Here is a 25,467-nt window from a genome sequence, read left to right as displayed (position 1 = left end):
CAATAAAATATCCCCTCTAAGCGTCCGTATAAGCCGAGTGGCAGTTTCGATACGGTACAGCTTAGAGGGGATTTTCAATGTTTAAGTCTTTCTTACGTCGGTTTTTTCGATACCATATTAAAAATACTCCAATTACTCCGCTTCGGCACCGTGCGCCTTGATCCACTCCTCGGCCGCCGCTAAACGCGCTTCCGCCCGATCAATGGCTGCTTTTACCTGCGCTGAAGCGGTGCCTCCGTATACGTTGCGGGCGTCCACTACCGTCTCCGGCTTGAGCACTTCATAAATGCTGCCGTCAAACAGCGGCGAGAACTGCTGGAACTCCTCCAGCGACAGGTCCAGCAGGAACTTGCCGTTCTGGATGCAGTACAGCACCGTCTTGCCGATCACTTCATGCGCCTGGCGGAAAGGCAATCCCTTGCCGACGAGGAAGTCGGCAATATCCGTCGCGTTGGAGAAGTCGGTGTTCACGGCTTCGCGCATCCGGCCCTTGTTCACCTTCATGGTGGCGATCATCGGCGCGAACAGCTGCAGGGCCCCCTCCAGCGTAGCCACCGTATCGAACATGCCTTCCTTGTCTTCCTGCATGTCCTTGTTATACGCGAGCGGCAGCGATTTCAGGACCGTCAGCAGGCCCATGAGGTTGCCGTACACGCGTCCGGTTTTCCCGCGCACCAGCTCCGGAACGTCCGGATTTTTCTTCTGCGGCATGATGCTGCTGCCCGTGCAGAAGGCGTCGTCCAGCTCGATGAAGCTAAACTCCGTACTGCTCCACAGCACCAGTTCCTCGCTGAGGCGGGACAGATGCATCATGATGATGGACGCATCCGACAGGAACTCCAGAATAAAGTCGCGATCGCTTACCGCGTCCAGGCTGTTCTCGTACACACCGTCAAAACCAAGCTGTTCCGCCACGAAATGGCGGTCGATCGGGAACGTCGTTCCCGCAAGCGCTCCAGCGCCGAGCGGCAATACGTTAATGCGCTTATAGCTGTCGATCAAGCGGTCGATATCCCGCTGGAACATGGACACGTACGCCATCAGGTGATGGGCGAACAGGATCGGCTGCGCCCGCTGAAGATGCGTATATCCCGGAACAATCGTATCGAGATTGTCTTTTGCCTGTCCGATCAGAGCGTTCTGAAGCTCATGCAGCATCCCCGTCAGCGCCACGACGCGGCCCCGCAAATACAAGTGCATGTCGGTCGCCACCTGGTCGTTCCGGCTGCGTCCCGTGTGCAGTTTTCCGCCGACCGCTCCAACCTCCTGAATCAGGTTCTTCTCGATGTTCATATGGATATCCTCGTCGGAAACCGAAAACTCGATTTCGCCTTTGCGGATCCGTTCCAGCACTTTGTTCAAGCCGGCCTTGATCGTCTCCACGTCTTCCTGCGGCACGATGCCGCATTTGCCCAGCATCGTCACATGCGCCAGGCTGCCCTGAATGTCCTCCTCCGCCAGCTGCCGGTCGAACCCGATCGATGCCGTATACTGCTCCACCAAGGCGTTGGTCTGTTTGGTAAAGCGGCCTCCCCATAACTTGCTCACGCTGTTGCCCCTCTTTCGTTTAAGGCAGAGGGCCGTCTCCCGCCGAGAACGGCACCGCTCATCTCCTTTTGGAAGACAAGCCCATGGTGCGTAACCGGCTTGAAACGGCCTTCGCCTGTTAAGTATTGTTGTAACTTCATACACCGTTAGATCTCCCGAAATCCGCTTCCCATATCGTAAGCCGAAATTCGCTTAAGTTAAGTTCATAAAATTAATTGTTCATCTCATTAAAGCGCCGGGAATCTTTCCTGCCTTCACAATTAACGGCCCCGATACACTTCAGCCGCCACTTTTAACGGTTTTAGTTCACGTCAGCCGTTACCATTAACGGTTTTGGTTCACGCCCGTAGCCACTTTCAAACGCAGCGCGTTCAGGCGGATAAAGCCGGTAGCATCCCCCTGGTCGTAAGCTTGGGTCGGATCGGCTTCCATCGTTGCGATATCCGGATTGTACAGGCTGACCGGACTTTTCACGCCGGCGGAAATCACGTTGCCTTTATAGAGCTTCACGCGAACCGTACCGATGACGTTCTTCTGGCTTTCCGTCACGAGCGCCTGCAGCGCAAAGCGTTCCGGCGCAAACCAGAACCCGTTGTAAACCAGCGTGCTGTAGCGGGTGATCAGGCTGTCGCGCAGGTTCATGACCTCGCGGTCCATCGTGATGGACTCCATTTTGCGGTGGGCGGTAAACAGGATCGTACCGCCCGGCGTCTCGTATACGCCGCGGCTCTTCATGCCGACGAAACGGTCTTCGACCATGTCCACGCGGCCGATGCCGTGCTTGCCGCCGAGTTCGTTCAGCTTTTCCATCACCTGCAGCGGATTGAGCGATTCGCCGTTCAAAGCGACGCAGTTGCCCTTTTCGAATTCGAGCTCCAGGTATTCCGGTTCGTCCGGCGCATCTTCCGGAGATACGCTTAGCAGGTACATGTCCTTGCTTTCCGGCGCGCTTGCGTCAAACCAAGGATCCTCCAGCACGCCGCTCTCGTAGCTGATGTGCAGCAGGTTGCGGTCCATGGAGTAGGATTTTGCGGCCGATGCAGTGACCGGAATGCCGTGCTCTTCCGCATAAGCGATCATTTCGGCACGCCCCGGGAACTTGTTGCGGAATTCTTCGATGCGCCATGGCGCGATGACTTGAATGTCCGGTGCCAGGCCGGCTACGCCAAGCTCGAAGCGAACCTGGTCGTTACCCTTGCCGGTAGCGCCGTGAGCAATCGCCGTCGCGCCTTCCGCGCGCGCGATTTCCACCATGCGCTTCGCGATAAGCGGACGGGCGATGCTGGTACCGAGCAAATATTGTCCTTCATACAGCGCGCCGGACTGGAACATCGGAAAAATAAAGTCCTCCGCAAACTCCGCGCGCAGGTCGTCGATATATACTTTCGAAGCGCCGGTCGCCAAAGCTTTTTCCTCGAGACCGTCAAGCTCTTCTTTTTGCCCGATGTCGGCGGTGAACGCAATGATCTCCGCGTCGTATGTTTCTTTCAGCCATTTCAGGATAACGGACGTATCCAGACCGCCGGAATACGCCAGTACGATTTTTTCTTTTGCCATGGTTAACTTCCTCTCTCTTTGTCGCTATTGGATCCTGTGTGTTGGTATGATCGAAGCCATGATTTCCTTATAAAAACTGCGGCCCCGTTTATGCCATGAGCGCAACCATCAGCGCTTTTTGGGCATGCAGACGATTCTCGGCCTGGTCGAAAATAACCGAGTTTTCGCCGTCGATGACGCCTTCGCTGACCTCTTCGCCCCGGTGGGCCGGCAAGCAGTGCAGGAACAGGTAATCCGGCTTCGCCGCCTTCACCAGTTCCTCATTGACCTGGTAATCCGCAAACGCCGCTTCGCGCTGCTTCTGCTCTTCCTCAAAGCCCATGCTCGCCCACACGTCCGTGTAAATCACGTCCGCATCCTTCGCGGCGGCAACCGGATCGTGCGTCACCGTAATCTCGGCCCCGGTTTCCCGCGCGATTTCCCGGCTCAGCTGCACGATCCGCTCATCCGGCTCGTATCCTTCCGGACTGGCCACGGCGACATGCATGCCCATTTTGGCACCGCCGATCAGGAGCGAGTTCGCCATGTTGTTGCCGTCCCCGATAAAGGCCATTTTGAGTCCGCTCAGCTTGCCCTTATGCTCCAGAATCGTCTGGAGATCGGCGAGCACCTGGCACGGATGCGCCATGTCGCTCAGGCCGTTTATGACCGGAATCGAGGCATAGCGCGCCAAGTTGATCACATTGTCGTGACCGAACGTACGGATCATAATGCCGTCCAAGTAGCGTGACATGACCTGCGCCGTGTCGCTGATCGGCTCGCCGCGGCCGAGCTGGATGTCATTTTTGCTCAAGAAGAGCGCATGTCCTCCCAGCTGATACATTCCGGCTTCAAACGAAACCCTTGTCCGGGTGGACGATTTTTCAAAAATCAGTCCGATCGTTTTGCCCTTCAGCGGTTGGAATACTTCACCGTTCTTGTGCTTATGCTTGAGCTCGATCGCCGAATCGAGCAAATATTGAATCTCCTCCGGCGTGTAATCATCAAGCTCGATCATATCCCGTCCTTTAAACGTCATCTCCTGCACCTGTCCGTTTACGGTCATTGCCTACGTCCCCCTTGCTTTTAGCTTGATTTGTTTATTGTATCACGGCTAATCTGCTTTTACAGTTGCTTCACCGCGGCGTGCTCCTGAATGAGCGCCGCGATCATGCCTACCGCCTGGTCGATCTCTTCCTTGGTGACGAGCAGATTCGGCAGCAGGCGAATGACGTTCGGTCCCGCCGTCACGAACAAAATGCCGCGGCGCTGTCCTTCCAGGACAATATCGTTCACCGGCCCTGCGCATTCAATCCCGATCAGCAGCCCTTTGCCGCGAATCCCCTTCACGAAAGGATTGCCGCCCAACTCTTCGTTCAGGCGTTTCATCAAATAATGTCCGCTCTCAGCCGCGCGCTGAGGCGCCTCTTCTTCGAGGATGCTCTCGATGGTCGCGGCAACGACGGACATGGACAGCGGCGTACCGCCAAAGGTAGAACCGTGGCTGCCGGCTGAAAAGGCTTCGCGCAAATATCCTTTGCCGAGCATCGCCCCTACCGGGAATCCGGAACCCAGGCCTTTGGCCACCGTGAAAATATCCGGTTCCAAGCCGTAATGCTCATGCGCAAACAGCTTTCCGGTGCGTCCCATGCCGGTTTGCACTTCGTCGATGATCAGCAGCAGCCCGTGCTTGCGGCACAGCGCCTGAACGGCTTCCACGAATTCCGTCTCCACCGGATACACGCCGCCCTCGGCCTGCACCATTTCCATCATGATGGCCGCCGTATCCTGACTGATCGCGGCCTCCAAGGCCGGAAGATCATGGAGAGGCACGCTTTTGAAGCCGGCAGGGAGCGGTAGAAAGCCCTCTTTCACCTTGTCCTGGCCCGTAGCCGTTAGCGTTGCGAGCGTTCTGCCGTGGAACGATTGGGTGAAGGTGATGATCTCGTGCCGCCCCGTACCTTTCACCTTCTGGTGATAACGACGGGCGAGTTTAATCGCCGCCTCATTCGCTTCGGCGCCGCTGTTGCAGAAAAACACCGCATCCGCGCACGTATTGCCGGTCAACAGTGCTGCCGCTTTTTCCTGGCCCGGAATCTGGAACAGGTTGGACACGTGCCACAGCTCATCCAGCTGGGCCTTCAGCTTTTCCTTCACCTTCGCAGGTGCATGGCCGAGGTTCGTCACGGCGAGTCCGCACATAAAATCAAGATATTTATTGCCCTTGTCGTCCCACAGCCAGCTGCCTTCCCCTTTGACCAGACTGATCGGATATCTTGCGTAAGTCGGAAAAAGGGAGCTTTCCGCTGCCTGATCGGTTCCTTTTTCACCATTGAACGGTGTCTCCTGTCCATTGCCCATTCGTGCCACGCTCCTGTTCTTTAAGGGATTGTTTCTAAAAATCCGTTTTTTTTCTCACGTGCCATAACGCATGATGGGCCGAGATCGCTCGGCCGGATAACGAAAATGATGGCTGCTTCGACGCAGGAAACTCAGGTCTTCCCCAAGATCCCCGGTCAGCTTCCTTTCTGCATGCGCACGATGCGCGTTCCGATCACTTCGCCCGACAGCACCCGGCTGAGCACGCCGGGCTCGCTGCCGTCCACGATGACGACTTCGCGCACCTTGCCGTGAATGCAGCTGATCGCCGCTCTTACCTTCGGAATCATTCCGCCGTAAATTTCTCCGGTTCCGATCATGTCCTCGATCTCCTGCACCGTGACGGACGGGAGAACCTTTTTCTCGCTGCCGCCGCCCTTCAGGATGCCGGGAACGTCGGTCACCACAATCATTCGGTCCACGCCCAGATGAGAAGCCACCGCTCCCGCCGCCGTATCCGCGTTGATGTTGTAACGCTGGCCTGAAGCATCGACGCCAATCGGCGCGATCACCGGCATATACCCCATCTCCAGGACGCCGGTTATGATCGGTGAAGCCACCTCCGTGACATCCCCGACCCAGCCGACCTCCGCGCTGTTCGCTACCGGTTTGGCCTGAATCAGACCGCCGTCAGAACCCGACAGCCCAAGCGCCTTGCCGCCCGCGCTCTGGATCCGCCGTACGATCTGCTTGTTAATGCTGCCTGCCAGTACCATTTCCACCACATCAAGCACTTCTTCGGTCGTTTTACGCAGACCGTTCACGAATTCCGTCTCGATTCCCAGCTTCTCTAGATTGCCGGAAATGGCAGGACCTCCGCCGTGTACGATAACAGGATGTATGCCTTTATCCTGGAGATCCTTCAAATCTTTGAAAAACGCGTCGGGCAGTGCAGCAAGCGTGCTCCCTCCGCACTTCATCACAAAGTTCGTCACGGCCGCCTGCAGCGGCTGTTCCGTTTTGCTCTCGGCAATGCTCTCCATCCCGTTCCCCTCCTAAGTCCATTCACAACGGGCGGCCTTTAGGTACGGTAAGCCGCGTTGATCCTTACGTAGTCATATGTCAAATCACAGCCCCATGCCGTTGCCGTGCCGTGGCCGTTATGCAATTTCACGTCAATGGTCACCGAGTCTCCCTGCAAGTAAGCGAGCGCCGCATCTTCGTCAAAAGGAACCGGCCTGGATTGATTCAGTACCTCGATCGGTCCAATCGCGATATCGACCGTTTCCGGATTCACCGGCCTTCCGGCGCGGCCGACCGCGGCGATAATCCGCCCCCAGTTCGCATCCGCTCCGAACACCGCGGATTTCACCAGACTGGAGCCGATAATGGTCTTCGCAATCGCCCGGGCATCATCGTCGCATTCCGCGCCGAGCACCCGCACCTCGATCAGCCGGGAGGCGCCTTCGCCGTCCCTGGCAATCGCCATGGCCAGCATCCGGCACACATACTCGAATCCTTCCGCAAAAGCGTTCCAATCCGGGTGTTCCGGCTTCAACGCCTCATTTCCGGCAAGGCCGCTAGCCATCGCGATCAGCATATCGTTCGTGCTTGTGTCCCCATCCACGGTTATCATATTGAACGTCAGGTCCGTGGTACTGCCCAGCAAATACTGCAGCGCCTCCCGGCCGATGACCGCATCGGTCGTCACGAAACCGAGCATGGTCGCCATATTCGGATGAATCATGCCCGATCCTTTGGCGGCTCCGGCAATCGTAATGGTGCGTCCGTCGATTTGGGCCGTGACGCAGGCTTCTTTTTTAACGAGGTCGGTCGTCAAAATCGCCTGGCTGAATGCCTCGGCCCCCGTTGTCTCCCCGTTGACCCGTTCCGGAAGTCCGGCAATGCCGCTCATCACCCGCTCCATCTTCAGCAGCTCTCCGATAACGCCCGTGGACGCTACCGCCACATCCTCCTCGGCTACGCCAAACCGCGATGCCGCGGCGGACCGCATGGCGTAAGCGTCCTCTTCGCCCTGTTTGCCCGTACACGCGTTGGCGTTGCCGCTGTTCACGACGATGGCGCGAAGCTTGCCGTTTTGCAGGCTTTCCCGCGTAACCTTCAGCGGCGCAGCCTGAAATACATTCGTTGTATACACCGCAGCCGCAACCGCCGGCACATTGCTGACGATGGCGCCGAGGTCGTGCCGATCCGTCTTTTTCAGCCCGCAATGAAGACCTCCCGCCTTAAAACCCTTAGGGGATACAATCGTGCCGCCGTCCACAATGGTATATAATTTCTCTCCCATATGAGCGCCCCGTCTTTACGGATACACAGGTGTAAACGTAAGCCCGAGACTTTCCTCCCATCCCATCATCAAGTTCAGGTTCTGGATCGCCTGCCCTGCCGCGCCCTTCACCACATTGTCAATTACCGAAATGATCGTGACCCTTCCCGTACGGGAATCCGCCGCAAATCCGATGTCGCAATAATTCGAGCCGCTCACTTCCTTGGTGGCCGGCCAGATGCCTTGATCGCGGACGCGCACGAAACGGCGTCCCTTGTAGTACTGCCGGTAGAGATCAACAAAATCCTCATCAGTATATGCGCCCAGAAGCGTAGCGTACATCGTGCTCATAATCCCCCTCGTCATCGGGACCAGGTGGGTCGTAAACGTTACCGTCACCTTCTGGCCGGCCACTTCGCCCAAAACCTGTTCGATTTCAGGAATATGCTGATGTTTGTTCACTTTATAGGCCTTTAAATTTTCGTTGATTTCGGCATAGTGCACCGTCAGGCTCGTGCCCCGTCCCGCGCCGGATACACCGGATTTGGCGTCGATGATCAGGCTTTCCGGATCGATCCAGCCTGCGCTGATGGCCGGAATAAGACCAAGCAGCGTGGCCGTAGGGTAACAGCCCGGGTTCGAAACGAAGTCGATCCCTTTCACCTCTTCCCCGTACACCTCGCACAGGCCGTACACCGCTTTGGCAAGCACATCCGCCTCCGGCGCATCATGTTTATACCATTTCTCATACTCGCTGCCGTCCTTGAGCCGGAAGTCCCCCGATAGGTCGATGACCTTCAAGCCCGCATCCAAAAGCTGCGGAACAAGCTTGGAACTAACCCCCGACGGCGTCGCCGTAAACACCAGATCCGCCCGCTCGGCAATTTCCGACGGTTCGACACCGTCCAAGTTCCTTTCCACAATGTTTGTCAAATGCGGAAATCCGTCCGATATCGGTACTCCTGAAGCGGAGGAAGAAATGACCGATGTGATCTCCACGCGGGGATGGTTCTGGAGCAACCGGATCAGTTCCACCCCTCCGTAGCCGGTTGAACCGACAATCGCAACTCTCAGTTTGTTTTGTTCAAACATATTGCCCACCCCTCTCTCCTACTTCACTGTTTCGACAGCCGCATGGCATCCCGTCTCATTTAAATATGTATTATTATACGACCGTATTCATATTAATACAACAGGTATCTTTGTAAAATCTTATAATAGACGCTGATCGGCCAGGTTCCCCGCTAAAATACCTCTTTTGTGAGGAGATTGATAGCAGGCTCATTCCATAATCGGGGATTCCTCGGAATCCCGCGGACCCTGGTCGTATTCCTCTCTCAATATGGCGTAGGTTTTCAAGTCCCAGTGCCGTCCCTTAACCTTCATGGCTTTCCGCTGCGTTCCCTCATAGGTCATGCCAAGCTTCTCCATTACCCTTTCAGAGCCTGTATTTTCCGCAAAACAACGTGCTTGGACGCGGACAAGGTCCATCTTTTCAAAGCCGAACCTCATCAGTTCGCCCGCAGCCTCCGTCATGATCCCCTTGCCCCAGTAAGCCTTGTTCAAAACGTAGCCGAGCTCCGCCAGGTGATGCTGCGGCCGCCAGATCACAAAATCGACGGTACCGATCATCCGGCCGTTTTCTTTGTATTCCACCGCCCAAGGTGCCACGTCTCCGTTCTCATACTGCCGTTCGATAAAAGCGATAAATTCCTTCGTATCCTCCAGTGTGCGGTGGGTATCCCAGGTTACGTATCTGGCCACGTCCTCATCCGATCCGTAAGCAAACATATCATCCGCATCGCGGTCCGTAACTCTCCGCAAAACCAGCCGCTCCGTCTCCAGTCTCGGCAAATCCCCGTATATTTCCTTCGTTTCCATATTTACACCCCCATAGATTATTTTCCATTATATCGGCTTGCGGCGAAAATGAAAGAGGTAACCCTGCGCTTCCCATCAGTTGGTCGATGGTCGTTTCGTTAACAGGGCAGCCGCTGGCTACGCTCTAACAAAAAAAGCCTGACTCCTTAACAGTTAAGGAGTCAGGCTGATTTATGAATATTAGTATTCCTATGCTTTAATCTTTTGGAAGCCCTCGCCAAGCACCTCATGCGCATTGCTGATGATGACAAAAGCATTCGGGTCGACAGACTGGACAAGCGTCTTCAATCTGGGGATTTCGCTTTGGCCGACGACCACCATAAGCACGGTCCGGTTTTCGCCGGTATAGCCGCCTTCCGCGTTCAGCTTCGTCAGGCCCCGGTCCAAATCTTCAAGAATAGCCTTGGTAATCGGTTCGGTATGCTCAGATATGATGTACGCCACCTTGGTAAAGCTAAAGCCCAGTTCGATCGCATCGATGACTTTACCGGTAACGTACAACGCGATCAGGGCAAAAAGCGCCTTCTCCAAGGAGAGTACCATCGCGGCCGTCGAAATGACGATGCCGTCCAGCAGCACGACGCAGAGGGAGAACGTGAGACCGCTGTACTTCTGCACGATCTGGGCCAAAATCGCCATTCCGCCCGTCGAGCCGCGTCCCCGGTACACAAGCCCCAGTCCCGCTCCGATGCCGATTCCCCCATAGATACAAGCCAGCAGCGGATTGGACGTCGGCGTTGTAAAGTCCTGGGTCAGGTATACAAACATCGGCAGCAGGACGCTGCCGAGCAGGGAGCGGATTCCATACTCTTTTCCCAACAGCAAGAACCCGAGAGCAAGCAGCGGAATATTCAGCATCCACTGCGTATATGCCGGTTGTATACCGAGCCAGGCCTCCACCAGGACGGATAAGCCCGAGGTTCCCCCGGAAGCGATCTGGTTGGGGAGAAAGAACAGGTTGAACGACAGGGCCATCAGGAAAGAGCCCGCTATAATGAACAGCGTATCGACAAGCTGACGAATCGGGCCGTTGATCGGAATCACCGGCTCTTTTCGTCTTCTGTTCGCGGTGTTCGCCATGTTATATCCTACTCCCCTTACTCAACGTCCTGTTTGATCTGACTGCGCAGGTATCCGTCGATAAAGGGATCCAGGTCGCCATCCATGACGGCCCCCACATTCCCGGTTTCCACCTGGGTACGGTGATCCTTGACCATGCTGTATGGATGGAACACGTAGGAGCGGATTTGGCTGCCCCACGCAATGTCCGACTGCTCGCCGCGGATTTCGGCCAACTGCTGCTGCTGCTCCTCGATTTTCCGCTCGTAGAGCTTGGAACGGAGCATGGTCATCGCGCGCTCGCGGTTTTTGATCTGGGAGCGTTCGTTCTGGCAGGTTACCACCACGCCGGTCGGGATATGCGTGATCCGCACCGCGGAGTCGGTCGTGTTGATATGCTGTCCGCCCGCGCCGCTGGCGCGGTAGGTATCGATTTTCAAATCCTCGGTCCGGATTTCGATTTCCACGTCATCCGTAATTTCCGGCACCACGTCGCAGGATACGAATGAGGTGTGCCGGCGTCCCGAGGAATCGAACGGCGAAATCCGCACAAGGCGGTGCACGCCTTTCTCGGCTTTTAAGTAACCGTAGGCGTTGTAGCCTTTAATGAGCAGCGTGACGCTTTTGATGCCCGCTTCGTCTCCCGGCAAATAATCGAGCGTTTCCACCTTGAAGCCTCGCTTCTCCGCCCAGCGGGTATACATGCGGTGCAGCATTTGGCCCCAATCCTGGGACTCGGTGCCGCCCGCACCCGGATGAAGCTCCAAAATGGCACTCATTTTGTCGTACGGCTGGTTGAGCAGCAGCTGAAGCTCGAATTCCTCCACGCGCTTGACGATATCCTTGACCGATTCGCCAAGTTCGCTCGTGAGCGAATCGTCCCCTTCTTCATCGGCCAGCTCAATCATGACAACCGTGTCGTCATATTCCTGCTGAAGCTTTTCGTATTGATCCACAGCCGATTTCACGGCATTCATCTCCGAGATGATGCCTTGAGCTTTTTCGTTATCGTCCCAGAAGTCGGGCGCAGCCATTTTCTCCTCAAAATTCGCGATCATTTCCTGTTTGAGATCTAAGTCAAAGAGACCCCCTAAGATTGGTAAGTTTCTTGCTGACTTCGCGCAGGTCTTGCTTTATGCTTGGATCGATCATCACGCTTCTTCCTTTCTTTTTGGCACTTATATTCATTATATCCTTTAAGGGGGCAAGAACGTTCCCCTCAGCGGCAGTAAATGGTTCATACCGAAATAACCCGTGTCCCGTGCTTGAAGTTCGACGGATGGCCCGGTTCCGGCCGGTATTCAGATAAACTCCCTTAAGCGCAGACAGGGAAACACCGGTTCGACTTTATGCCTCCGGTGTCCCCTGCCCGACTCAAGGGAGTTTGGGATGTGCCGCCTTATCGGCGGAACCTGTTTCAGTATTTGCGGATACTCTTACTCGTTCTGTCCGTGGCAGTGCTTGTACTTCTTGCCGCTGCCGCAAGGACAAGGATCATTGCGCCCGATCTGATCGCCGACCTGAACCGGACGTTTCTCCGCAGGCTCGCCGTTCGTGGACACCTTGCTCTCTTCCACGACCGCTTGACGCTCCTGGTTCGTCTGGATGTGTGCTTTCATGATATAAGTCGACACTTCTTCCTGAATGCTGGCGATCATGGCATTAAACATCTCGAAGCCTTCGAACTGGTATTCGCGAAGCGGATCCGTACCGCCGTAAGCGCGAAGGTGGATGCCTTGACGCAGCTGATCCATCGCGTCGATGTGATCCATCCATTTGCTGTCCACGGCACGAAGCACGATCACTTTCTCGAACTCGCGTACGAGCTCTTCGCCGATGGATTGTTCCCGTTCGTTGTATTTGTTCAGAACCCGCTCGAAGATATATTCGGAAATTTCGTCAGCTTCCTTGCCCCACAGCTCATCGCGAGTCACCGCGCCTTCGTCGAGCAGCTTGTTGTTAACGTAGTCGGCAACCTCTTGCAGTTCCCAGTTCTCCGGAATATCGTCGCTGCAGTGCGCCTCAACCACGCGGTCAATGACCGGCTTGATCATGTCGAGCACGATCTGCTTGATATCCCCGGACTCCAAAATTTCGCGGCGCTGCTTGTAAATAATCTCGCGCTGCTGGTTCATGACGTCGTCATACTGAAGTACGACCTTACGCAGGTCAAAGTTATTGCCTTCAACGCGCTTCTGGGCCGATTCCACCGCACGGGTGATCATTTTGCTTTCGATCGGCTGGTCTTCCTCGAAGCCAAGGCGTTCCATCATGTTCAGCACGTTGTCCGTACCGAAACGCTTCATCAGTTCGTCGCCAAGAGACAGGTAGAACTGGGTGGAACCCGGGTCGCCCTGACGACCGGCACGGCCGCGCAGCTGGTTATCGATCCGGCGCGATTCATGGCGCTCCGTACCGATGATGTGAAGTCCGCCGATTTCCTGTACGCCTTCGCCCAGAAGGATGTCCGTACCGCGTCCCGCCATGTTGGTGGCGATGGTTACTGATCCCGGCTGACCCGCACGGGAAATAATTTCGGCTTCCTCCGCATGGTACTTCGCATTCAGTACTTTATGCTGGACGCCCTTGCGCTTCAGCATTTCGGAAAGGCGTTCGGAATTCTCGATGGATACCGTACCGACCAGAACCGGCTGGTTCTGTTTATGGCGCTCCACGATTTCCTCGACAACCGCTCTGAATTTGCCTTCTTCGCTTTTATACACGACATCCGGCTTGTCGATCCGCTGGTTCGGCTTGTTGGTAGGAATTTGAAGCACTTCGAGTCCGTAAATTTTCTTGAACTCTTCTTCCTCCGTCTTGGCCGTACCGGTCATGCCGGCAAGCTTGCGGTACATCCGGAAATAGTTCTGGAATGTAATCGTTGCAAGCGTCATGCTCTCGTTCTGTACCTCGATGCCTTCCTTCGCTTCGATCGCCTGATGCAGACCGTCGCTGTAACGGCGTCCCGCCATGAGACGGCCCGTAAATTCGTCGACGATGACGACTTCATCTTCGGTCACCACGTAATCCACGTCGCGGCGCATAATGACGTTGGCTTTCAGCGCCTGCACCACGTGGTGGTTCAGGGTCACATGATTGTGGTCATAGAGGTTGTCGATGCCAAACGCGCGTTCCGCTTTGGCCACGCCTTTTTCGGTCAGGGAAACGGCCTTGACCTTGATATCAACCGTGTAATCTTCCTCCGCGACCAGGCGTTTTACAAAACGGTCGGCCGCGTAATACAATTCCGTCGATTTCGCGGCTTGGCCCGAAATAATGAGCGGCGTACGGGCTTCGTCGATGAGGATCGAGTCCACCTCGTCAATGATGCAAAAATACAGCGGACGCTGTACCATCTGCTCTTTATACAGCACCATGTTGTCGCGCAGGTAGTCGAAACCGAACTCGTTGTTCGTTCCGTACGTAATGTCGCAGGCATAGGCCTCTTGTTTCTCCGGATGCTCCATGCCGCTCAGGTTCACCCCGACCGTCATGCCCAGAAAATTATATATTTGCCCCATTTCGGCGCTGTCCCGCGTTGCCAGATAATCATTGACCGTAACGACGTGAACGCCTTTGCCGAGAAGGGCATTCAAATAAACCGGAAGGGTTCCGACCAACGTCTTGCCTTCACCGGTTTTCATTTCAGCAATTCGGCCTTCGTGGAGGGCCATTCCTCCGATCAACTGAACGTCGTAATGACGTTTGCCGAGCGTACGCTTGGAAGCTTCGCGGACGGTTGCAAATGCCTCGGGAAGCAGTTCGTCCAGCTCTGCGCCTTTTTCGAGCCGCGCGCGGAACTCCTCGGTTTTCGCCTTCAGTTGTTCGTCCGAGAGCACCTCGAATTCAGGTTCCATTTTGTTGATTACATCGACCGTCTTCATCAGACGTTTGACATCACGCTCGTTGGTGTCGCCGAAGATCTTTTTGACAAGTCCTAGCATGGTTAACCCCTTTCGTGCAAAACAGATGATAGAATCAACTTCATTAAAGGGAATAAAAGGGTCGGTTGATGAAATCGATTCTTGAAACCTAACAAGTAGAAACGATGGCGTCGTCCTCTCAGTAGGATAACGGTGTTTCTGCTATAAATATAAGCCAAGTGTAAATGATAACTATACTTTCTTATATTTGAAAATTTTTCACTCCTGACAGCAAGAGTTGCCTTGCCCGCAAGATGACGTGTTTTCATAAATTGTAACAGTTTGTAAGAGATGCCGCAACATTAAGGCATCACATCTTATATATGGAAGAACAAAGAGCCCCACCCGCTGTTCACGGGTGAAGGCTCATCTTACGCATTTCTGGGTTTAAGCCGCAAATCCGGATCTTGCGAGTACGCTTGTTTTGGACCGTGGGTTTAATCCCGCTCGATCAAACCGTACTTTCCGTCATCGCGTTTGTAGACGACATTAACTTCCTGCGAATCAATGTTGGTAAATACGAAGAAATTATGCCCAACCATGTTCATTTGCAAAATGGCTTCTTCCACGTCCATCGGCTTCATGGTAAACCGCTTGGTACGCACCACTTTCCATTCATCGTCATCGGTTTCTTCCTGCTCCACAGCTACGGAGCCTGTTGCCGATCCGTCCTCCACGAACAGCGTCTTCAGACTGCCCTTCTCGCGGAATTTGCGGTTCAGCTTGGTCTTATGCTTGCGGATTTGGCGTTCCAACTTGTCCACAACAGCGTCAATGGAAGCGTACATGTCATCGCTTCGGTCCTCTGCCCGGAGCACTACGCCCGTCAGCGGAATCGTCACTTCCACCGTGTGCAATCCTCGAATGACACTTAACGTTACGTATCCTTCAGAGGTGGGGGGTGCATCAAAATACTTGTCAAGTCTTGCAAGTTTCTTGTCAACGTAGTCCTTTAAAGCCTCGGTCACTTCAATTTGTTGACCTCGAATACTGAATTGCATAGGGCACTCCTCCTTTGCACCTTCATTATAACACTTTGTTAAGCTGATGTAAAAAGACGATTTTATGTATGTTAATTTGGTGTATGCGGTTTCAAGAACGGGCGAAAATGCACGGTTTTGCTGAGGGTGAAATAAAAAAAAGACCCTGGAAACACCAGAGTCTTGTCGCTACCGAATCTTCAATTGTTAACCATCTTACCGTATATGTAGGTCGGCTGGGCCGGGATGATTATAATTTGATTACGTTAGCTGCTTGCGGTCCGCGAGCGCCTTCAACGATTTCAAACTCAACGGATTGTCCTTCTTCCAGAGTTTTGAAACCTTCGGACTGGATTGCGGAGAAGTGAACGAATACGTCGCCGCCTTCTTCGGTTTCGATGAAGCCATAACCCTTTTCAGCGTTGAACCATTTAACTTTACCTTGCATGCACTAACATTCCCTTCATCATCAAATAAAAGTGTGTTGACACCTTTTGTCCACATTTCCGACTATAACACCCAAAGATATCCATTGTCAATCCAGACAAAAGTATCAGTTCCGGCAGAAATGTAAAGGCTATCATTTTTTTATTTAACCCGAAAGGGAGGGGGTGAAACAGGGGGAGTTATTTTTATTTCCTGTCACCTAGAAAAGTCTTTATATTCATAGGACCCAGTCAATTTCTTCGACCAATAAAACCAGCTCTCAATTTTGTTAATCTTGAACCCACTCTTAATGTACAAATTTAATGCTTTATAATTTCTCCCTTGGGTTGCAACCATAAGTTGCTTTATTTGTCTCCGGACCAGAAACACTTTCAAATCTTCAATTAATCGGGTACCATAACCCCGCCCTTGAGATTCGGGGGTGATCCCTAAAAGCCCGATACTTGCAGTCTTTTCATCCTTATGTTCTCTTATAGTCGCAAAACCCAAAATCTTCCCATTACTTTTAAAAAGCAAGCAATAATCATCAAATGAACCCTTTACCGACTTTTCGATCCAAAGTTGATAAAAAGAATTTACTTTGTTTCTGCTAAAAAATTTGATCAAAGCCGTAGAACCTGCTTTCCAAAAACATATCCTTAACAATATCCCTTAACAGATGGATGTCACTTATTTGAGCCGCCTCGATTGTACATTCATTAATGTGGTCATCTTGTAAATGTGTTTTAAGGGTAACCTTTTGATCAGCCATATGAAAATGATTAGCTTCAAGCATGTGAATGAAAGATAAATTGTTTATCTCGCATAGTGCCTGGATAAAATCCAATTTATGCTCTTTAATAAACTCATACATGCATGCCGGGGAAAACGATAATCGGGGGTCTATCTCAGCCATGTTTATGCCAAAAAATTCAGAATCCCACTCCAGGTAATGAATCATCTCTGGCCCCCTTATTTAGATTCATCAAAGTGAGCAAAGAATGTATACAAACAATCAATGATGTGTGCCATTTCTGAATCTTTGATTCCATAGTAGAGAGGCAGTCTAATCAATCGTTCGCTTTCTTTCGTGGTGAAAACATCCTCTCCATTAAATCTTCCATATTGCTCCCCCGCTTTTGAACTATGAAGAGGTACATAATGAAAAACAGCCATGACATGGTGATCTTTTAAAAATTTCAACAACTTTGTTCTAGTATCTAAATCCTGAACTTTAATATAAAATACATGAGCATTATGAGTGCAAGTGGACATCAGAGAAGGCACCTCAATTAACCCCTTCTGAACCAAAGGCTTCAATTTATCCATGTAGACATTCCAACTGTCCAATCTGTTTCTAATAATGGACTCTGCAGACTCTAGCTGTGCCAATAAAAAAGGCGGCATTTAATTCACTTGGAAGATAGGATGAACCTATACTGACCCAAGTGTATTTATCCACTTGGCCTCTAAAAAAATTTAGATCTATTCGTACCCTTTTCACGAATTATTTCTGCTCTCTCAACAAATTTACTATCATTTATTAATAAAGCCCCCCCCTTCCCCGCAATGAACGTTTTTAGTTTCATGGAAACTAAAACATCCTAAATGTCCTATCGTACCTAACATCTTTCCTTTATACCTGCTTAATATCCCTTGGGCAGCATCTTCTATCACTATTAAATCGTATTTTCCGGCTAAATCCATTATCTTGTCCATTTCACAGGGTACTCCCGCGTAATGAACCGGAACGATTGCTTTTGTCTTATCTGTTATAGCTTGTTCGATTAACTCTTCGTTTATGTTCAACGTATCCGGACGAATATCCACAAAGACAATTTTTGCACCTCGTAATACAAAAGCGTTAGCGGTAGAAACGAATGTAAAGGAGGGCATAATTATTTCATCGCCTTCCTTAATATCCAGCAGGATGGCTGCCATTTCCAAAGCATGAGTACAAGAAGTCGTTAATAAGGCTCTTTTTGCATCAAATTTTTCTTCAAACCACTCGGCACATAAACGGGTGAATTTCCCGTCTCCTGACAAATACTGACTTGATATTGCCTCCATGATATACTCTGATTCTTTCCCGATAATTGCAGGTACATTGAAGTTAATCATTATCTGATCTCTCACTTCCGAAATAATGATGAACCTATCTCATAAAAAAATAGTGAGATTGACTCATCTTATTCATGATATCTTTAAGCTTTTTCTGACTATTGAAAATTTCATCAGCTCTATTCAACGCACAAATCCTGGCATTCTCCCGAAACACGAGATCATTCCAATCATCAACGAATTTTTTAATGTCATTAAAACTTGTAATATGAAAGGACTCTCCAGCAGTATAAGCCACATCCCCATAGGCATATGTGAAAATGGGAAGGCCTTGTTTCAATGCAATGGCGGCGGATGTTCCTCCTCCAGCTCGAAATGGATTTAAATAGGCGTCGCATACTTCAAAGACGGCAGCCAGATCTGGCTGGAAGCCTATAAATATAGAACGTTTCTTTAACGAGGAATAACTGTCCATATGTTCGTTATAATTATCATAATCGCCAATAAACAAAATTCGAACATGGTCCTTGGACTTGACCAATTCCTCAAGTTCAAACAAAAATTCATCCGTTAATTCAAGGTCGAGCCTATTTCCAACCACTGCTATTATGAAGTTACTGTTATCAAACCCAAATTCACTTCTTGCCAGCTTAGATCTGGGAGGATCATATTTATAGGTGAATACACTCTCAATGATTGATTCCTTATCTATATCAAATACATTAAGTGTTTCAAGATCCGATTCTTCTAATTTTTTCGGTAATATTGAAAAGGTACTCTTGGATATTGGAAGATCATATGAGAGCGATAAAGTTACAACCGGTACTATATTTGACAGTAAATCTGCAGTTACGTTGGAACCCGAAACTGATAATACAAACAAAGGTTTTAATTGTTTAACCGTTTGCAATACCTCGCTTATATGATCAGCATCAGGCATTTCCCTCTCGAACTGATAAAATGAGAATTCTATATTCTCATATGGGATCGAGTCATACGTGTTATATTCTTTTACATAATTAAAAAAAATCAGCATCGTAAAATGGAGTCGCTAAAGACCTGGGCATATCCGCTGTATTTATTAGCATGACTCTTTTGTTCATGTCATGAATTGCTTTGCATTGATCAAGAGCTACTTTGGTCGGGCTATGATCTAAGGAAAGAAATTGGCCAACAATAACGACAATCAAATCCTGCCGTCTTTCCTCCAATGAAATCCAGTTGTTTTCATGGGAGATTTGGCTGTTAAAAAACTCAAAATATTTATGGTACAGTTTCCTAAGTCTATTTTTATTTAGTTCCGTTTTTAATTCAGGTGTTACAAACAGCAGCCTGGTAATTTGCCAATATACAAAATGAAGCGGGGTTATCCCAACACCTTCCGCTTCAACGCTATCAAAAATAAAAGTTAAATATTGTTGCTCATGTGTACATGAAAGTAAAAAGGAATTAAAATATAATGCTAATCCCGGGACATTTGACTGTATGTCTTCTATCTCCGAAACAATAAAAAAATCTTTCGTTTAGACTACCATTTTCATAGGTCGATTTTAATGAATTCATCATCTGTTCTAACATTACGATGCAGTTGAGGTCCACGAACTGATTTGCCGAAACAAAATCTTTAATCTCCTTAAGTTGCGAATTTATGCTCATTACCGCTCTCCTTACTGTTTAATCTATGAACCGTTATGTTTGTTTCCCTGTTGATTAAATTAATCTATCTTTTATTTTGCCTATAACCAACATTTGATCCTCTTGGCTCATTTTGGTATCCGATGGCAAACAAATACCGCCCTCAAACAACTCGCGGCTTACGTCGTTGTCACTGTGCTTATAATACTCAACGCCTTTAAATAACGGCTGCATGTGGAGAGGTTTCCATACCGGGCGGGATTCAATGTTATATTGCTCGAGGTAATCTACGATATCGCCGGCAGATACTTTTATTTTGTCCGGGTCCAACATCATGGCCGTCAACCACCGTGTTGACTTACCATAGACCGCGTCAGGCATAAACGATATTCCTTCGATTTCCGACAAAGCTTCGCAATAAAAATTATAGATCTCTCTCTTCCGGGAGATTCTATCATCAAGCACTTGAAGCTGCGCCCGTCCAATTCCCGCCAAAACGTTGCTCAAACGGTAGTTGTAACCAACCTGGCTGTGCTGATAATGCCGGGCAGGGTCTTTAGCTTGCGTTGCGTAAAACCTGGCCTTGGACAACAGATCCATGTCATCCGAAACCAGCATCCCCCCGCCAGAAGTCGTTATGATTTTATTTCCGTTAAAAGAAAAGGTACCGAATTTGCCAAGGGTTCCGCTCTTTTGGGTACCGCATGAAGCCCCCAACGATTCGGCAGCATCTTCTATGATCGGCACCTCATATTCGTCGCAGATGTCTTTTAATCGCTTATAATCCGCACTTTGACCATAAAGATTGACTACTATGACGGCCTTGGGCTTCAGTCCTTTGGCTGCATAATCTTTAAGCGCGTTCTCCAAGGCTTCCGGCGACATATTCCAGGTATCCGGTGCCGAGTCTATGAATACAGGAATAGCCCCTTGATACAAAATCGGGTTCGCACTCGCAACAAAAGTAAGGGACGAGCAGAATACGATGTCGTCCTTTCCTACATCAAGCAAGAGCAAAGCTAAATGAATAGCGGCTGTTCCGGAACTTAAAGCGACGGCTCCTTTGCTTCCTACGTATTCAGCCAGTTCCTTTTCAAAACAATCCACATTTCGGCCCAAGGGCGCAATCCAGTTCGTTTCGAACGCTTCCGAGATATACCGCTGTTCCAATCCACTCATGTGTGGAGACGATAGATAGATTCTGTCGCGATTTAACATCCTGTCTCATCCCTTACGATTTTTTATGATTTTGGCTGGACAACCGACAGCCACTACTCTGTCCGGCAGGTCCCGAATCACGCATGAGGCCGCTCCGACAATGGTATCGGCCCCTACCGTGACACCCGGAATAAGAGCAGCGCCTATTCCAATGTGGGCTGCTTCTCCCACCTTTACGCCGCCCGCCAGATTTACGCCGGGAGAGATATGCGTAAAATTCGCAATACGGCAATCATGGTCTACGGTTGCAGCCGTGTTAATAATCACATGATTCCCGATCTCAGCGGCTGAATTAATGACTGCCATTGGCATGACAACCGTTCCTTCCCCTAACGCTGCATCCGATGCTACAACAGCACTCGGATGAACGGCTGTCCCGTAACGAATCCCTGCCTTATCCAGCTGAGCAACGATACTCATTCTTGTTGAATTGTCTCCGATAGCCACCAAGAACAAGGCATCTGGGTATCGCACCTTTAACTCGTATATACGATTGGCCCCTCCCAAAACCGGGAGTCCGTTCCACACTTTCTCTTCAGAATGATCATCCATGACGCCAAGGATGGTCTCGGAGCGGGAACGCAAAATCTCTACCACGACCTTGGCATGACCACCAGCCCCGAAAACGATATAACTCAAGGGTCGCCCTCCTAATAGGTAATGGTTTTCTGAATAAGCTCTTGAGAATACGAAGTGCGCTTTAATATGTCAATGATCGCTTTGCTTGTATTTTCTTTAAAGTACACATTATGGACCGTCTTCATTTTTTTTCTGGAATGAAGGATCAAGAACTTCCCCCAGTGCAGCGGATAAGGCCGCTTCGCTTGCCGGGATATCCACCACATTGGCGGAGCGCTCCCTTCCATTTTGCCGGTTTCCGATATTGATGACCGGAATATGAAAGGAAGCAGCTTCAATGATCCCAGAGGAGGAATTCCCAACGAGAGCCGTGCAGTTTTTCAACGCTGACAGGTAATCCAATTGGTCAAAGTTGGTTACCGTATGCATTCTTTCATGAGAGGAATAAAAGCCATATACGTCAAGGATTGCATCAGCTCCCGCATCCGAATTCGGCATAACGCAGACGATCTCTTTATTGCTGTCCAAAAGAGCGTCCAGCATCCTCCGAAGCATCAAAAGGTCTTCCGCCTCGGTTGTGACTGGATGGTACACAAACAGAATATATTCTTTGGACGAGGGTAATCCATACTTTTGAGCGACATTCTCCCATTCAGGGAACGTTGCTTTTGTTATGGTTTCCAACCTTGGCGCACCTACCACATGGATTCTCCATGGGTTTTCCCCGAGCTTGACCAGTCGCTCCCTGCTTCCTTCCGTAGCAGCAAGGTGTATATGGGCCAGCTTGCTGATGGCATGCCGGACCGATTCGTCTATGGTTCCGGAAACCTCACCGCCATGCAAATGAAATAACGGGATATTCATATAAGAGGAAACAATAGCTCCCGCGAGCATCTCCCCGCGGTCTCCAAGGACGACTACGCTGTCTGGCTCCAGTTCCTCGATGGCTTGCGTCATTCCCATGACAGCCATACCGATTCCCCGAGACATATTCGAATGAGTGGAGCCTTGAAGGAGGCAATGCACTTGGGCGGAAACTTTGAATCCATCCCTCTTCACCTGATCCAACGTATAGCCATGCTGGGGAGACAAGTGCATTCCAGTAACTAACAAGTGCAAATCCAGAGCGGGGTCCTTTTCGATAGCTTCCAATATAGGATAATAAATGCCATAATCGGCTCTTGTTCCGGTAACGACCATTACTTTTTTCATTTGAGATCGCTCCATTGAAGCAATTGGTCTTCTTGAACGTCATTCAATAACTGCTTGCCTAATAAATCGCGATAAAATTTCGGCTCGATTCCCGTTCCCGGACGCTTTATGGTCAGATCACCCTCCTGCAGGATTTCCCCCACCCTCTTGCTGCGTGACATGACGATGCTTTTTCGGGCCACCTGTTTGGTGCTCTCTTCCGATGGCATGCACCTCTTTATCCCGTCACCGAGGGCTGACTCAACATTGCGGATGGCTTGAACCATGCGTTTGAAGTCCTGAGGCTCTATGGAAGCCCTGTGATCCGGCCCGGGCAGCGAACGATCCAAGGTAAAATGCTTCTCAATTATTTTTGCTCCTAATGCCGCAGCCGCTATAGAAATCTCTATGCCGTCCGTATGGTCGGAATATCCCGTGACCTTACCGAATTTCTCGGCCATCGTTCTCATGGCAAGCAGATTTACGTCCTCCAAGGGAGCCGGATAGTCCGAGGTACAATGAAGGAGAGCCACGCTGCTCTCCTTAAATACGCTAAGGGATAACTCCACTTCCTTGAGATCCGCCATTCCTGTGGACAAAATAACCAGTCTGCCATACCGATCGATTTTTTCAAGGAAAGGCAGGTTATTCATATCTCCAGAACCGATTTTAAAGGCGTCAACCTCGATACGGTTCAAAAAATCGGCACTTTCCTCATCAAACGGCGTGGAGAGAAAATCGATATTCTTTTCCTTGCAGTATTCCTTGAGAGAAATAAAGTCCCCAAAGCTCAGCTCCAATTGCCGCAGCATCTCAAGCTGGCTTTCGGAAGAACGTGTATTCTCCGTTTGATAAGCAGCTTTCCTCGCTTGTTTTGTTACCAGCTTCTCACTCTTAAAGGTTTGAAATTTGACGGCATCCGCCCCGCAAGCGGCGGCTTGATCAATGCACTCCTTTGCCCGTTGAAGCGAGCCATTGTGGTTGACGCCGATTTCGGCGATGATGTAAGCCGAATGCCCGCCTTCGCCAATTCGTGTTCTACGCATGGCTAACCACTCCTCCCAATCCTAATTAAAGATCCGTCGTTTTTTGCAAAAGAACTTGCGCCACTTCCAGATCCAGTTCATCGTCGATGTCGATGGATCGGCTTCTGGGCATAATATAACCGCAGTTTTTACGTCCTACCAGCGAGTTTTCATTCATAAGGATTTCTTTTTTCACGATATATATAGCCCCATTTAAAACATAGAGCTCCTCCAGATCTTGACGCCTTAATCTCTCGTCCTCGACCGCTTGATAAGGCTTCAACTGCATATCCTCGAATTTCCTCAGTAAATAAGGATGCTGAGCTGCAGGCGACACGCTTTGCAACGAGTCTGCGTTATTCTGAAGAAATATGCCGTAGGCTTTTTCGATATCCTTGGAATTTCGAAGCGGCGAGGTCGGCTGCAGGAGTACAATATGTTCGAAATAGATATGGAGCTCCTGCTCATAAAATTCAACGGCATGCTTTAATACATCGATGGTTGTGGAATGGTCCCCGGCCAGAGCGGCCGGCCGCATAAACGGCACGTTCGCTCCGGCTTGTGCCGATACCGCCGCGATTTCGGGGCAATCCGTGGAAACCGCCGCTTCATCTATGCAGCAGCTGCCTAAAGCAGCTTCAATCGTATACTGTATTAACGGCTTTCCGTTTACCAATCGCAGATTCTTGCGGGGGACCCCCTTGGAACCGCCCCTGGCCGGGATAATCGCTAAACACTCGAGATGCTTTTTCATATGACGCCTCTGTTGAAACCCAAGCCGTTTTTCTCGATTAGTTCCCTGATATCCTTTGCAAATATCTGGGTCGCCGTCATCGATGAATATTCTTGGCGCGGCGCTTTCTTGAATCCTTCATACCGCGGTTCTTTTGTTATGAAAGAAGAGGGGATGATGTACATTCTTTCATTCTCCAGTGCCCTTTCCGACTCCTCGAGCGTCATCAACTCCTCGTATAACTTCTCTCCCGGGCGGATCCCTGTCTCAACCACTTCTCCGGAGTACATTCTACCTGAGGCCTCCTGATAGGATTCGATCATGCACTGAGCAAGGTCAGTGATTTTGAGGATCGGCATTTTGAGCACGAACACTTCCCCTCCTTGGGAATAATGAGCCGCGTCAATAACCAGCTGGGCTGCCTGGGGAATGGACATCATAAATCTGGTCATGTCTTTATGCGTAACCGTGACCGGCATCCCCTTGGTGATCTGATCCCGGAACAACGGAATGACCGAGCCCCTGGAACCCATCACATTGCCAAACCGTACGCAGGAAAATATGGTTCGTTTACTCCCTTTGTATAAGCTGGCTGCAGAGATTAGCCGCTCGGACAAAAGTTTAGTCGCCCCCATCGTGTTCGTAGGGTTTACAACCTTGTCCGTACTAATTGAAATAACCTTTTCAACATTGTTCTCAATAGCAGCCTCGATTAAGTTCTGTACGCCGATCACATTGGTTTTGACGGCTTCCATGGGGTTATACTCACAAGAGGGAACATGCTTCAGAGCCGCCGCATGGAAAATATAATCCACTCCCTCCATGGCATAGCTTAATCTTTGTTTATCTCTAATATCCCCTATCAGATATCTGACATTATCGAATTCTTTTAGCTCCTGTTGCATATTAAACTGTTTGCTTTCATCCCGGCTGTATATTCTTAAAGCCTTGGGATTAAACGCCAATAATTTTCGAACAATCTCGCTGCCGATGGAGCCTGTCCCACCGGTTACCAATACCACTTTATCTGTAAACATAACTTACCTCCGGATATAAGACATTCTGA

At 50.5% G+C, this 25,467-nt stretch carries 25 protein-coding genes; all 25 read right to left on the bottom strand.

The genetic code is table 11. From position 1 onward, the window contains the following. Positions 1-132 precede the first annotated feature (132 nt). The 25 genes from argH to XI25_RS03260 all read right to left on the bottom strand — a co-directional run bounded on the left by argH (position 133) and on the right by XI25_RS03260 (position 25,438). Entirely contained in the window at positions 133-1,548 is a 1,416-nt protein-coding gene (gene argH, locus XI25_RS03370; protein WP_046677366.1) for an argininosuccinate lyase, read from the bottom strand. Next, positions 1,545-1,688 carry a hypothetical protein gene (locus XI25_RS33240; RefSeq protein ID WP_160308871.1) on the bottom strand — a complete coding sequence of 48 codons (144 nt, stop codon included), beginning with the start codon at positions 1,686-1,688 and terminating at the stop codon, positions 1,545-1,547. The genes argH and XI25_RS33240 overlap by 4 nt, the downstream gene beginning before the upstream one ends. 184 nt (positions 1,689-1,872) lie before the next feature. After that, positions 1,873-3,105 (bottom strand): argininosuccinate synthase, encoded by a 1,233-nt coding sequence (locus XI25_RS03365; protein ID WP_046677365.1) that lies wholly within the window; start codon positions 3,103-3,105, stop codon positions 1,873-1,875. 88 nt (positions 3,106-3,193) lie between these two features. Next, positions 3,194-4,150 carry an ornithine carbamoyltransferase gene (gene argF / locus XI25_RS03360; RefSeq protein WP_046677364.1) on the bottom strand — a complete coding sequence of 319 codons (957 nt, stop codon included), beginning with the start codon at positions 4,148-4,150 and terminating at the stop codon, positions 3,194-3,196. 59 nt (positions 4,151-4,209) lie between these two features. Beyond that, entirely contained in the window at positions 4,210-5,445 is a 1,236-nt protein-coding gene (locus XI25_RS03355) for an acetylornithine transaminase (protein ID WP_046677363.1), read from the bottom strand. 155 nt (positions 5,446-5,600) lie between these two features. After that, the gene (argB, locus tag XI25_RS03350; protein ID WP_046677362.1) at positions 5,601-6,446 is read right to left on the bottom strand and encodes an acetylglutamate kinase; all 846 of its coding nucleotides are present in this window, start codon (positions 6,444-6,446) and stop codon (positions 5,601-5,603) included. A gap of 38 nt (positions 6,447-6,484) precedes the next feature. Beyond that, the gene (gene argJ, locus XI25_RS03345) at positions 6,485-7,711 is read right to left on the bottom strand and encodes a bifunctional glutamate N-acetyltransferase/amino-acid acetyltransferase ArgJ (protein ID WP_046677361.1); all 1,227 of its coding nucleotides are present in this window, start codon (positions 7,709-7,711) and stop codon (positions 6,485-6,487) included. A 15-nt stretch (positions 7,712-7,726) separates the two neighbouring features. Then, a complete protein-coding gene (gene argC, locus XI25_RS03340) occupies positions 7,727-8,782 on the bottom strand; it encodes an N-acetyl-gamma-glutamyl-phosphate reductase (protein ID WP_046677424.1) in 1,056 nt (351 codons plus the stop codon). A 189-nt stretch (positions 8,783-8,971) separates the two neighbouring features. After that, entirely contained in the window at positions 8,972-9,571 is a 600-nt protein-coding gene (locus XI25_RS03335; RefSeq protein ID WP_046677360.1) for a GNAT family N-acetyltransferase, read from the bottom strand. A gap of 189 nt (positions 9,572-9,760) precedes the next feature. Beyond that, complete coding sequence (locus tag XI25_RS03330) at positions 9,761-10,651, bottom strand: YitT family protein (RefSeq protein ID WP_046677359.1); 891 nt, start codon at positions 10,649-10,651, stop codon at positions 9,761-9,763. Positions 10,652-10,668: 17 nt separating this feature from the next. Next, positions 10,669-11,782, bottom strand: a protein-coding gene (prfB, locus tag XI25_RS03325) for a peptide chain release factor 2 (RefSeq protein ID WP_152669057.1) whose coding sequence is annotated in 2 segments (ribosomal slippage) — positions 10,669-11,709 and positions 11,711-11,782 — 1,113 coding nt in all. Because the reading frame shifts where the segments join, the coding sequence is not laid out codon by codon here. Positions 11,783-12,066: 284 nt separating this feature from the next. Next, positions 12,067-14,574 (bottom strand): preprotein translocase subunit SecA, encoded by a 2,508-nt coding sequence (gene secA / locus XI25_RS03320; protein WP_046677358.1) that lies wholly within the window; start codon positions 14,572-14,574, stop codon positions 12,067-12,069. Between the two features lie 416 nt (positions 14,575-14,990). Further along, positions 14,991-15,554, bottom strand: coding sequence for a ribosome hibernation-promoting factor, HPF/YfiA family (gene hpf / locus XI25_RS03315; RefSeq protein WP_046677357.1), 564 nt, complete (start codon positions 15,552-15,554; stop codon positions 14,991-14,993). Between the two features lie 229 nt (positions 15,555-15,783). After that, positions 15,784-15,981, bottom strand: a complete 198-nt coding sequence (locus XI25_RS03310) for a cold-shock protein (protein WP_007132290.1) — start codon at positions 15,979-15,981, stop codon at positions 15,784-15,786. A gap of 194 nt (positions 15,982-16,175) precedes the next feature. Then, a complete protein-coding gene (locus XI25_RS31005) occupies positions 16,176-16,586 on the bottom strand; it encodes a GNAT family N-acetyltransferase (RefSeq protein ID WP_052759432.1) in 411 nt (136 codons plus the stop codon). Next, on the bottom strand, positions 16,570-16,920 hold the full coding sequence (locus tag XI25_RS31000) for a hypothetical protein (protein WP_052759431.1): 351 nt from the start codon (positions 16,918-16,920) through the stop codon (positions 16,570-16,572). Before XI25_RS31000 ends, XI25_RS31005 begins: the two co-directional genes overlap by 17 nt. A gap of 11 nt (positions 16,921-16,931) precedes the next feature. Then, entirely contained in the window at positions 16,932-17,366 is a 435-nt protein-coding gene (locus XI25_RS36070; protein WP_327204714.1) for a DegT/DnrJ/EryC1/StrS family aminotransferase, read from the bottom strand. A gap of 129 nt (positions 17,367-17,495) precedes the next feature. After that, on the bottom strand, positions 17,496-18,080 hold the full coding sequence (locus tag XI25_RS36065) for an aminotransferase class I/II-fold pyridoxal phosphate-dependent enzyme (protein ID WP_327204713.1): 585 nt from the start codon (positions 18,078-18,080) through the stop codon (positions 17,496-17,498). Positions 18,081-18,114: 34 nt separating this feature from the next. Then, positions 18,115-18,960 carry a glycosyltransferase gene (locus XI25_RS32755; protein WP_160308870.1) on the bottom strand — a complete coding sequence of 282 codons (846 nt, stop codon included), beginning with the start codon at positions 18,958-18,960 and terminating at the stop codon, positions 18,115-18,117. Between the two features lie 770 nt (positions 18,961-19,730). Next, complete coding sequence (locus tag XI25_RS03285) at positions 19,731-20,873, bottom strand: DegT/DnrJ/EryC1/StrS family aminotransferase (RefSeq protein WP_046677354.1); 1,143 nt, start codon at positions 20,871-20,873, stop codon at positions 19,731-19,733. 6 nt (positions 20,874-20,879) lie between these two features. Then, positions 20,880-21,512, bottom strand: a complete 633-nt coding sequence (locus XI25_RS03280; RefSeq protein ID WP_046677353.1) for an acetyltransferase — start codon at positions 21,510-21,512, stop codon at positions 20,880-20,882. A 108-nt stretch (positions 21,513-21,620) separates the two neighbouring features. Continuing rightward, positions 21,621-22,664, bottom strand: coding sequence for a UDP-N-acetylglucosamine 2-epimerase (gene neuC, locus XI25_RS03275; RefSeq protein ID WP_235439636.1), 1,044 nt, complete (start codon positions 22,662-22,664; stop codon positions 21,621-21,623). Continuing rightward, positions 22,661-23,689 carry an N-acetylneuraminate synthase gene (gene neuB, locus XI25_RS03270; protein WP_046677352.1) on the bottom strand — a complete coding sequence of 343 codons (1,029 nt, stop codon included), beginning with the start codon at positions 23,687-23,689 and terminating at the stop codon, positions 22,661-22,663. The genes neuC and neuB overlap by 4 nt, the downstream gene beginning before the upstream one ends. A gap of 25 nt (positions 23,690-23,714) precedes the next feature. Then, on the bottom strand, positions 23,715-24,422 hold the full coding sequence (locus XI25_RS03265) for an acylneuraminate cytidylyltransferase family protein (protein WP_046677351.1): 708 nt from the start codon (positions 24,420-24,422) through the stop codon (positions 23,715-23,717). Next, entirely contained in the window at positions 24,419-25,438 is a 1,020-nt protein-coding gene (locus tag XI25_RS03260) for a UDP-N-acetylglucosamine 4,6-dehydratase family protein (RefSeq protein WP_046677350.1), read from the bottom strand. Before XI25_RS03260 ends, XI25_RS03265 begins: the two co-directional genes overlap by 4 nt. Positions 25,439-25,467: the final 29 nt, after the last annotated feature.

It is taken from the genome of Paenibacillus sp. DMB20 (assembly GCF_000987955.1).
In the GTDB taxonomy this organism is placed as follows: Bacteria; Bacillota; Bacilli; order Paenibacillales; family Paenibacillaceae; genus Paenibacillus_AQ.
The sequence above is the reverse complement of the archived record's forward strand: the minus strand, read 5'-3'. Positions and strand labels throughout refer to the sequence as shown.

Coding starts and splice junctions, on each gene's coding strand:
- XI25_RS33240 (WP_160308871.1), bottom strand. CDS start 1,688: ATGAAGTTACAACAATACTTAACAGGCGAAGGCCGTTTCAAGCCGGTT.
- XI25_RS32755 (WP_160308870.1), bottom strand. CDS start 18,960: ATGCCTGATGCTGATCATATAAGCGAGGTATTGCAAACGGTTAAACAA.
- XI25_RS03365 (WP_046677365.1), bottom strand. CDS start 3,105: ATGGCAAAAGAAAAAATCGTACTGGCGTATTCCGGCGGTCTGGATACG.
- XI25_RS36070 (WP_327204714.1), bottom strand. CDS start 17,366: ATGCCGCCTTTTTTATTGGCACAGCTAGAGTCTGCAGAGTCCATTATT.
- XI25_RS03355 (WP_046677363.1), bottom strand. CDS start 5,445: ATGGGCAATGGACAGGAGACACCGTTCAATGGTGAAAAAGGAACCGAT.
- argC (WP_046677424.1), bottom strand. CDS start 8,782: ATGTTTGAACAAAACAAACTGAGAGTTGCGATTGTCGGTTCAACCGGC.
- argF (WP_046677364.1), bottom strand. CDS start 4,150: ATGACCGTAAACGGACAGGTGCAGGAGATGACGTTTAAAGGACGGGAT.
- neuB (WP_046677352.1), bottom strand. CDS start 23,689: ATGCGTAGAACACGAATTGGCGAAGGCGGGCATTCGGCTTACATCATC.
- XI25_RS03335 (WP_046677360.1), bottom strand. CDS start 9,571: ATGGAAACGAAGGAAATATACGGGGATTTGCCGAGACTGGAGACGGAG.
- XI25_RS03260 (WP_046677350.1), bottom strand. CDS start 25,438: ATGTTTACAGATAAAGTGGTATTGGTAACCGGTGGGACAGGCTCCATC.
- XI25_RS31000 (WP_052759431.1), bottom strand. CDS start 16,920: ATGATTCATTACCTGGAGTGGGATTCTGAATTTTTTGGCATAAACATG.
- hpf (WP_046677357.1), bottom strand. CDS start 15,554: ATGCAATTCAGTATTCGAGGTCAACAAATTGAAGTGACCGAGGCTTTA.
- XI25_RS03310 (WP_007132290.1), bottom strand. CDS start 15,981: ATGCAAGGTAAAGTTAAATGGTTCAACGCTGAAAAGGGTTATGGCTTC.
- argB (WP_046677362.1), bottom strand. CDS start 6,446: ATGGAGAGCATTGCCGAGAGCAAAACGGAACAGCCGCTGCAGGCGGCC.
- argJ (WP_046677361.1), bottom strand. CDS start 7,711: ATGGGAGAGAAATTATATACCATTGTGGACGGCGGCACGATTGTATCC.
- XI25_RS03265 (WP_046677351.1), bottom strand. CDS start 24,422: ATGAAAAAGCATCTCGAGTGTTTAGCGATTATCCCGGCCAGGGGCGGT.
- neuC (WP_235439636.1), bottom strand. CDS start 22,664: ATGAAAAAAGTAATGGTCGTTACCGGAACAAGAGCCGATTATGGCATT.
- XI25_RS36065 (WP_327204713.1), bottom strand. CDS start 18,080: ATGATTAACTTCAATGTACCTGCAATTATCGGGAAAGAATCAGAGTAT.
- XI25_RS03285 (WP_046677354.1), bottom strand. CDS start 20,873: ATGTTAAATCGCGACAGAATCTATCTATCGTCTCCACACATGAGTGGA.
- XI25_RS03330 (WP_046677359.1), bottom strand. CDS start 10,651: ATGGCGAACACCGCGAACAGAAGACGAAAAGAGCCGGTGATTCCGATC.
- secA (WP_046677358.1), bottom strand. CDS start 14,574: ATGCTAGGACTTGTCAAAAAGATCTTCGGCGACACCAACGAGCGTGAT.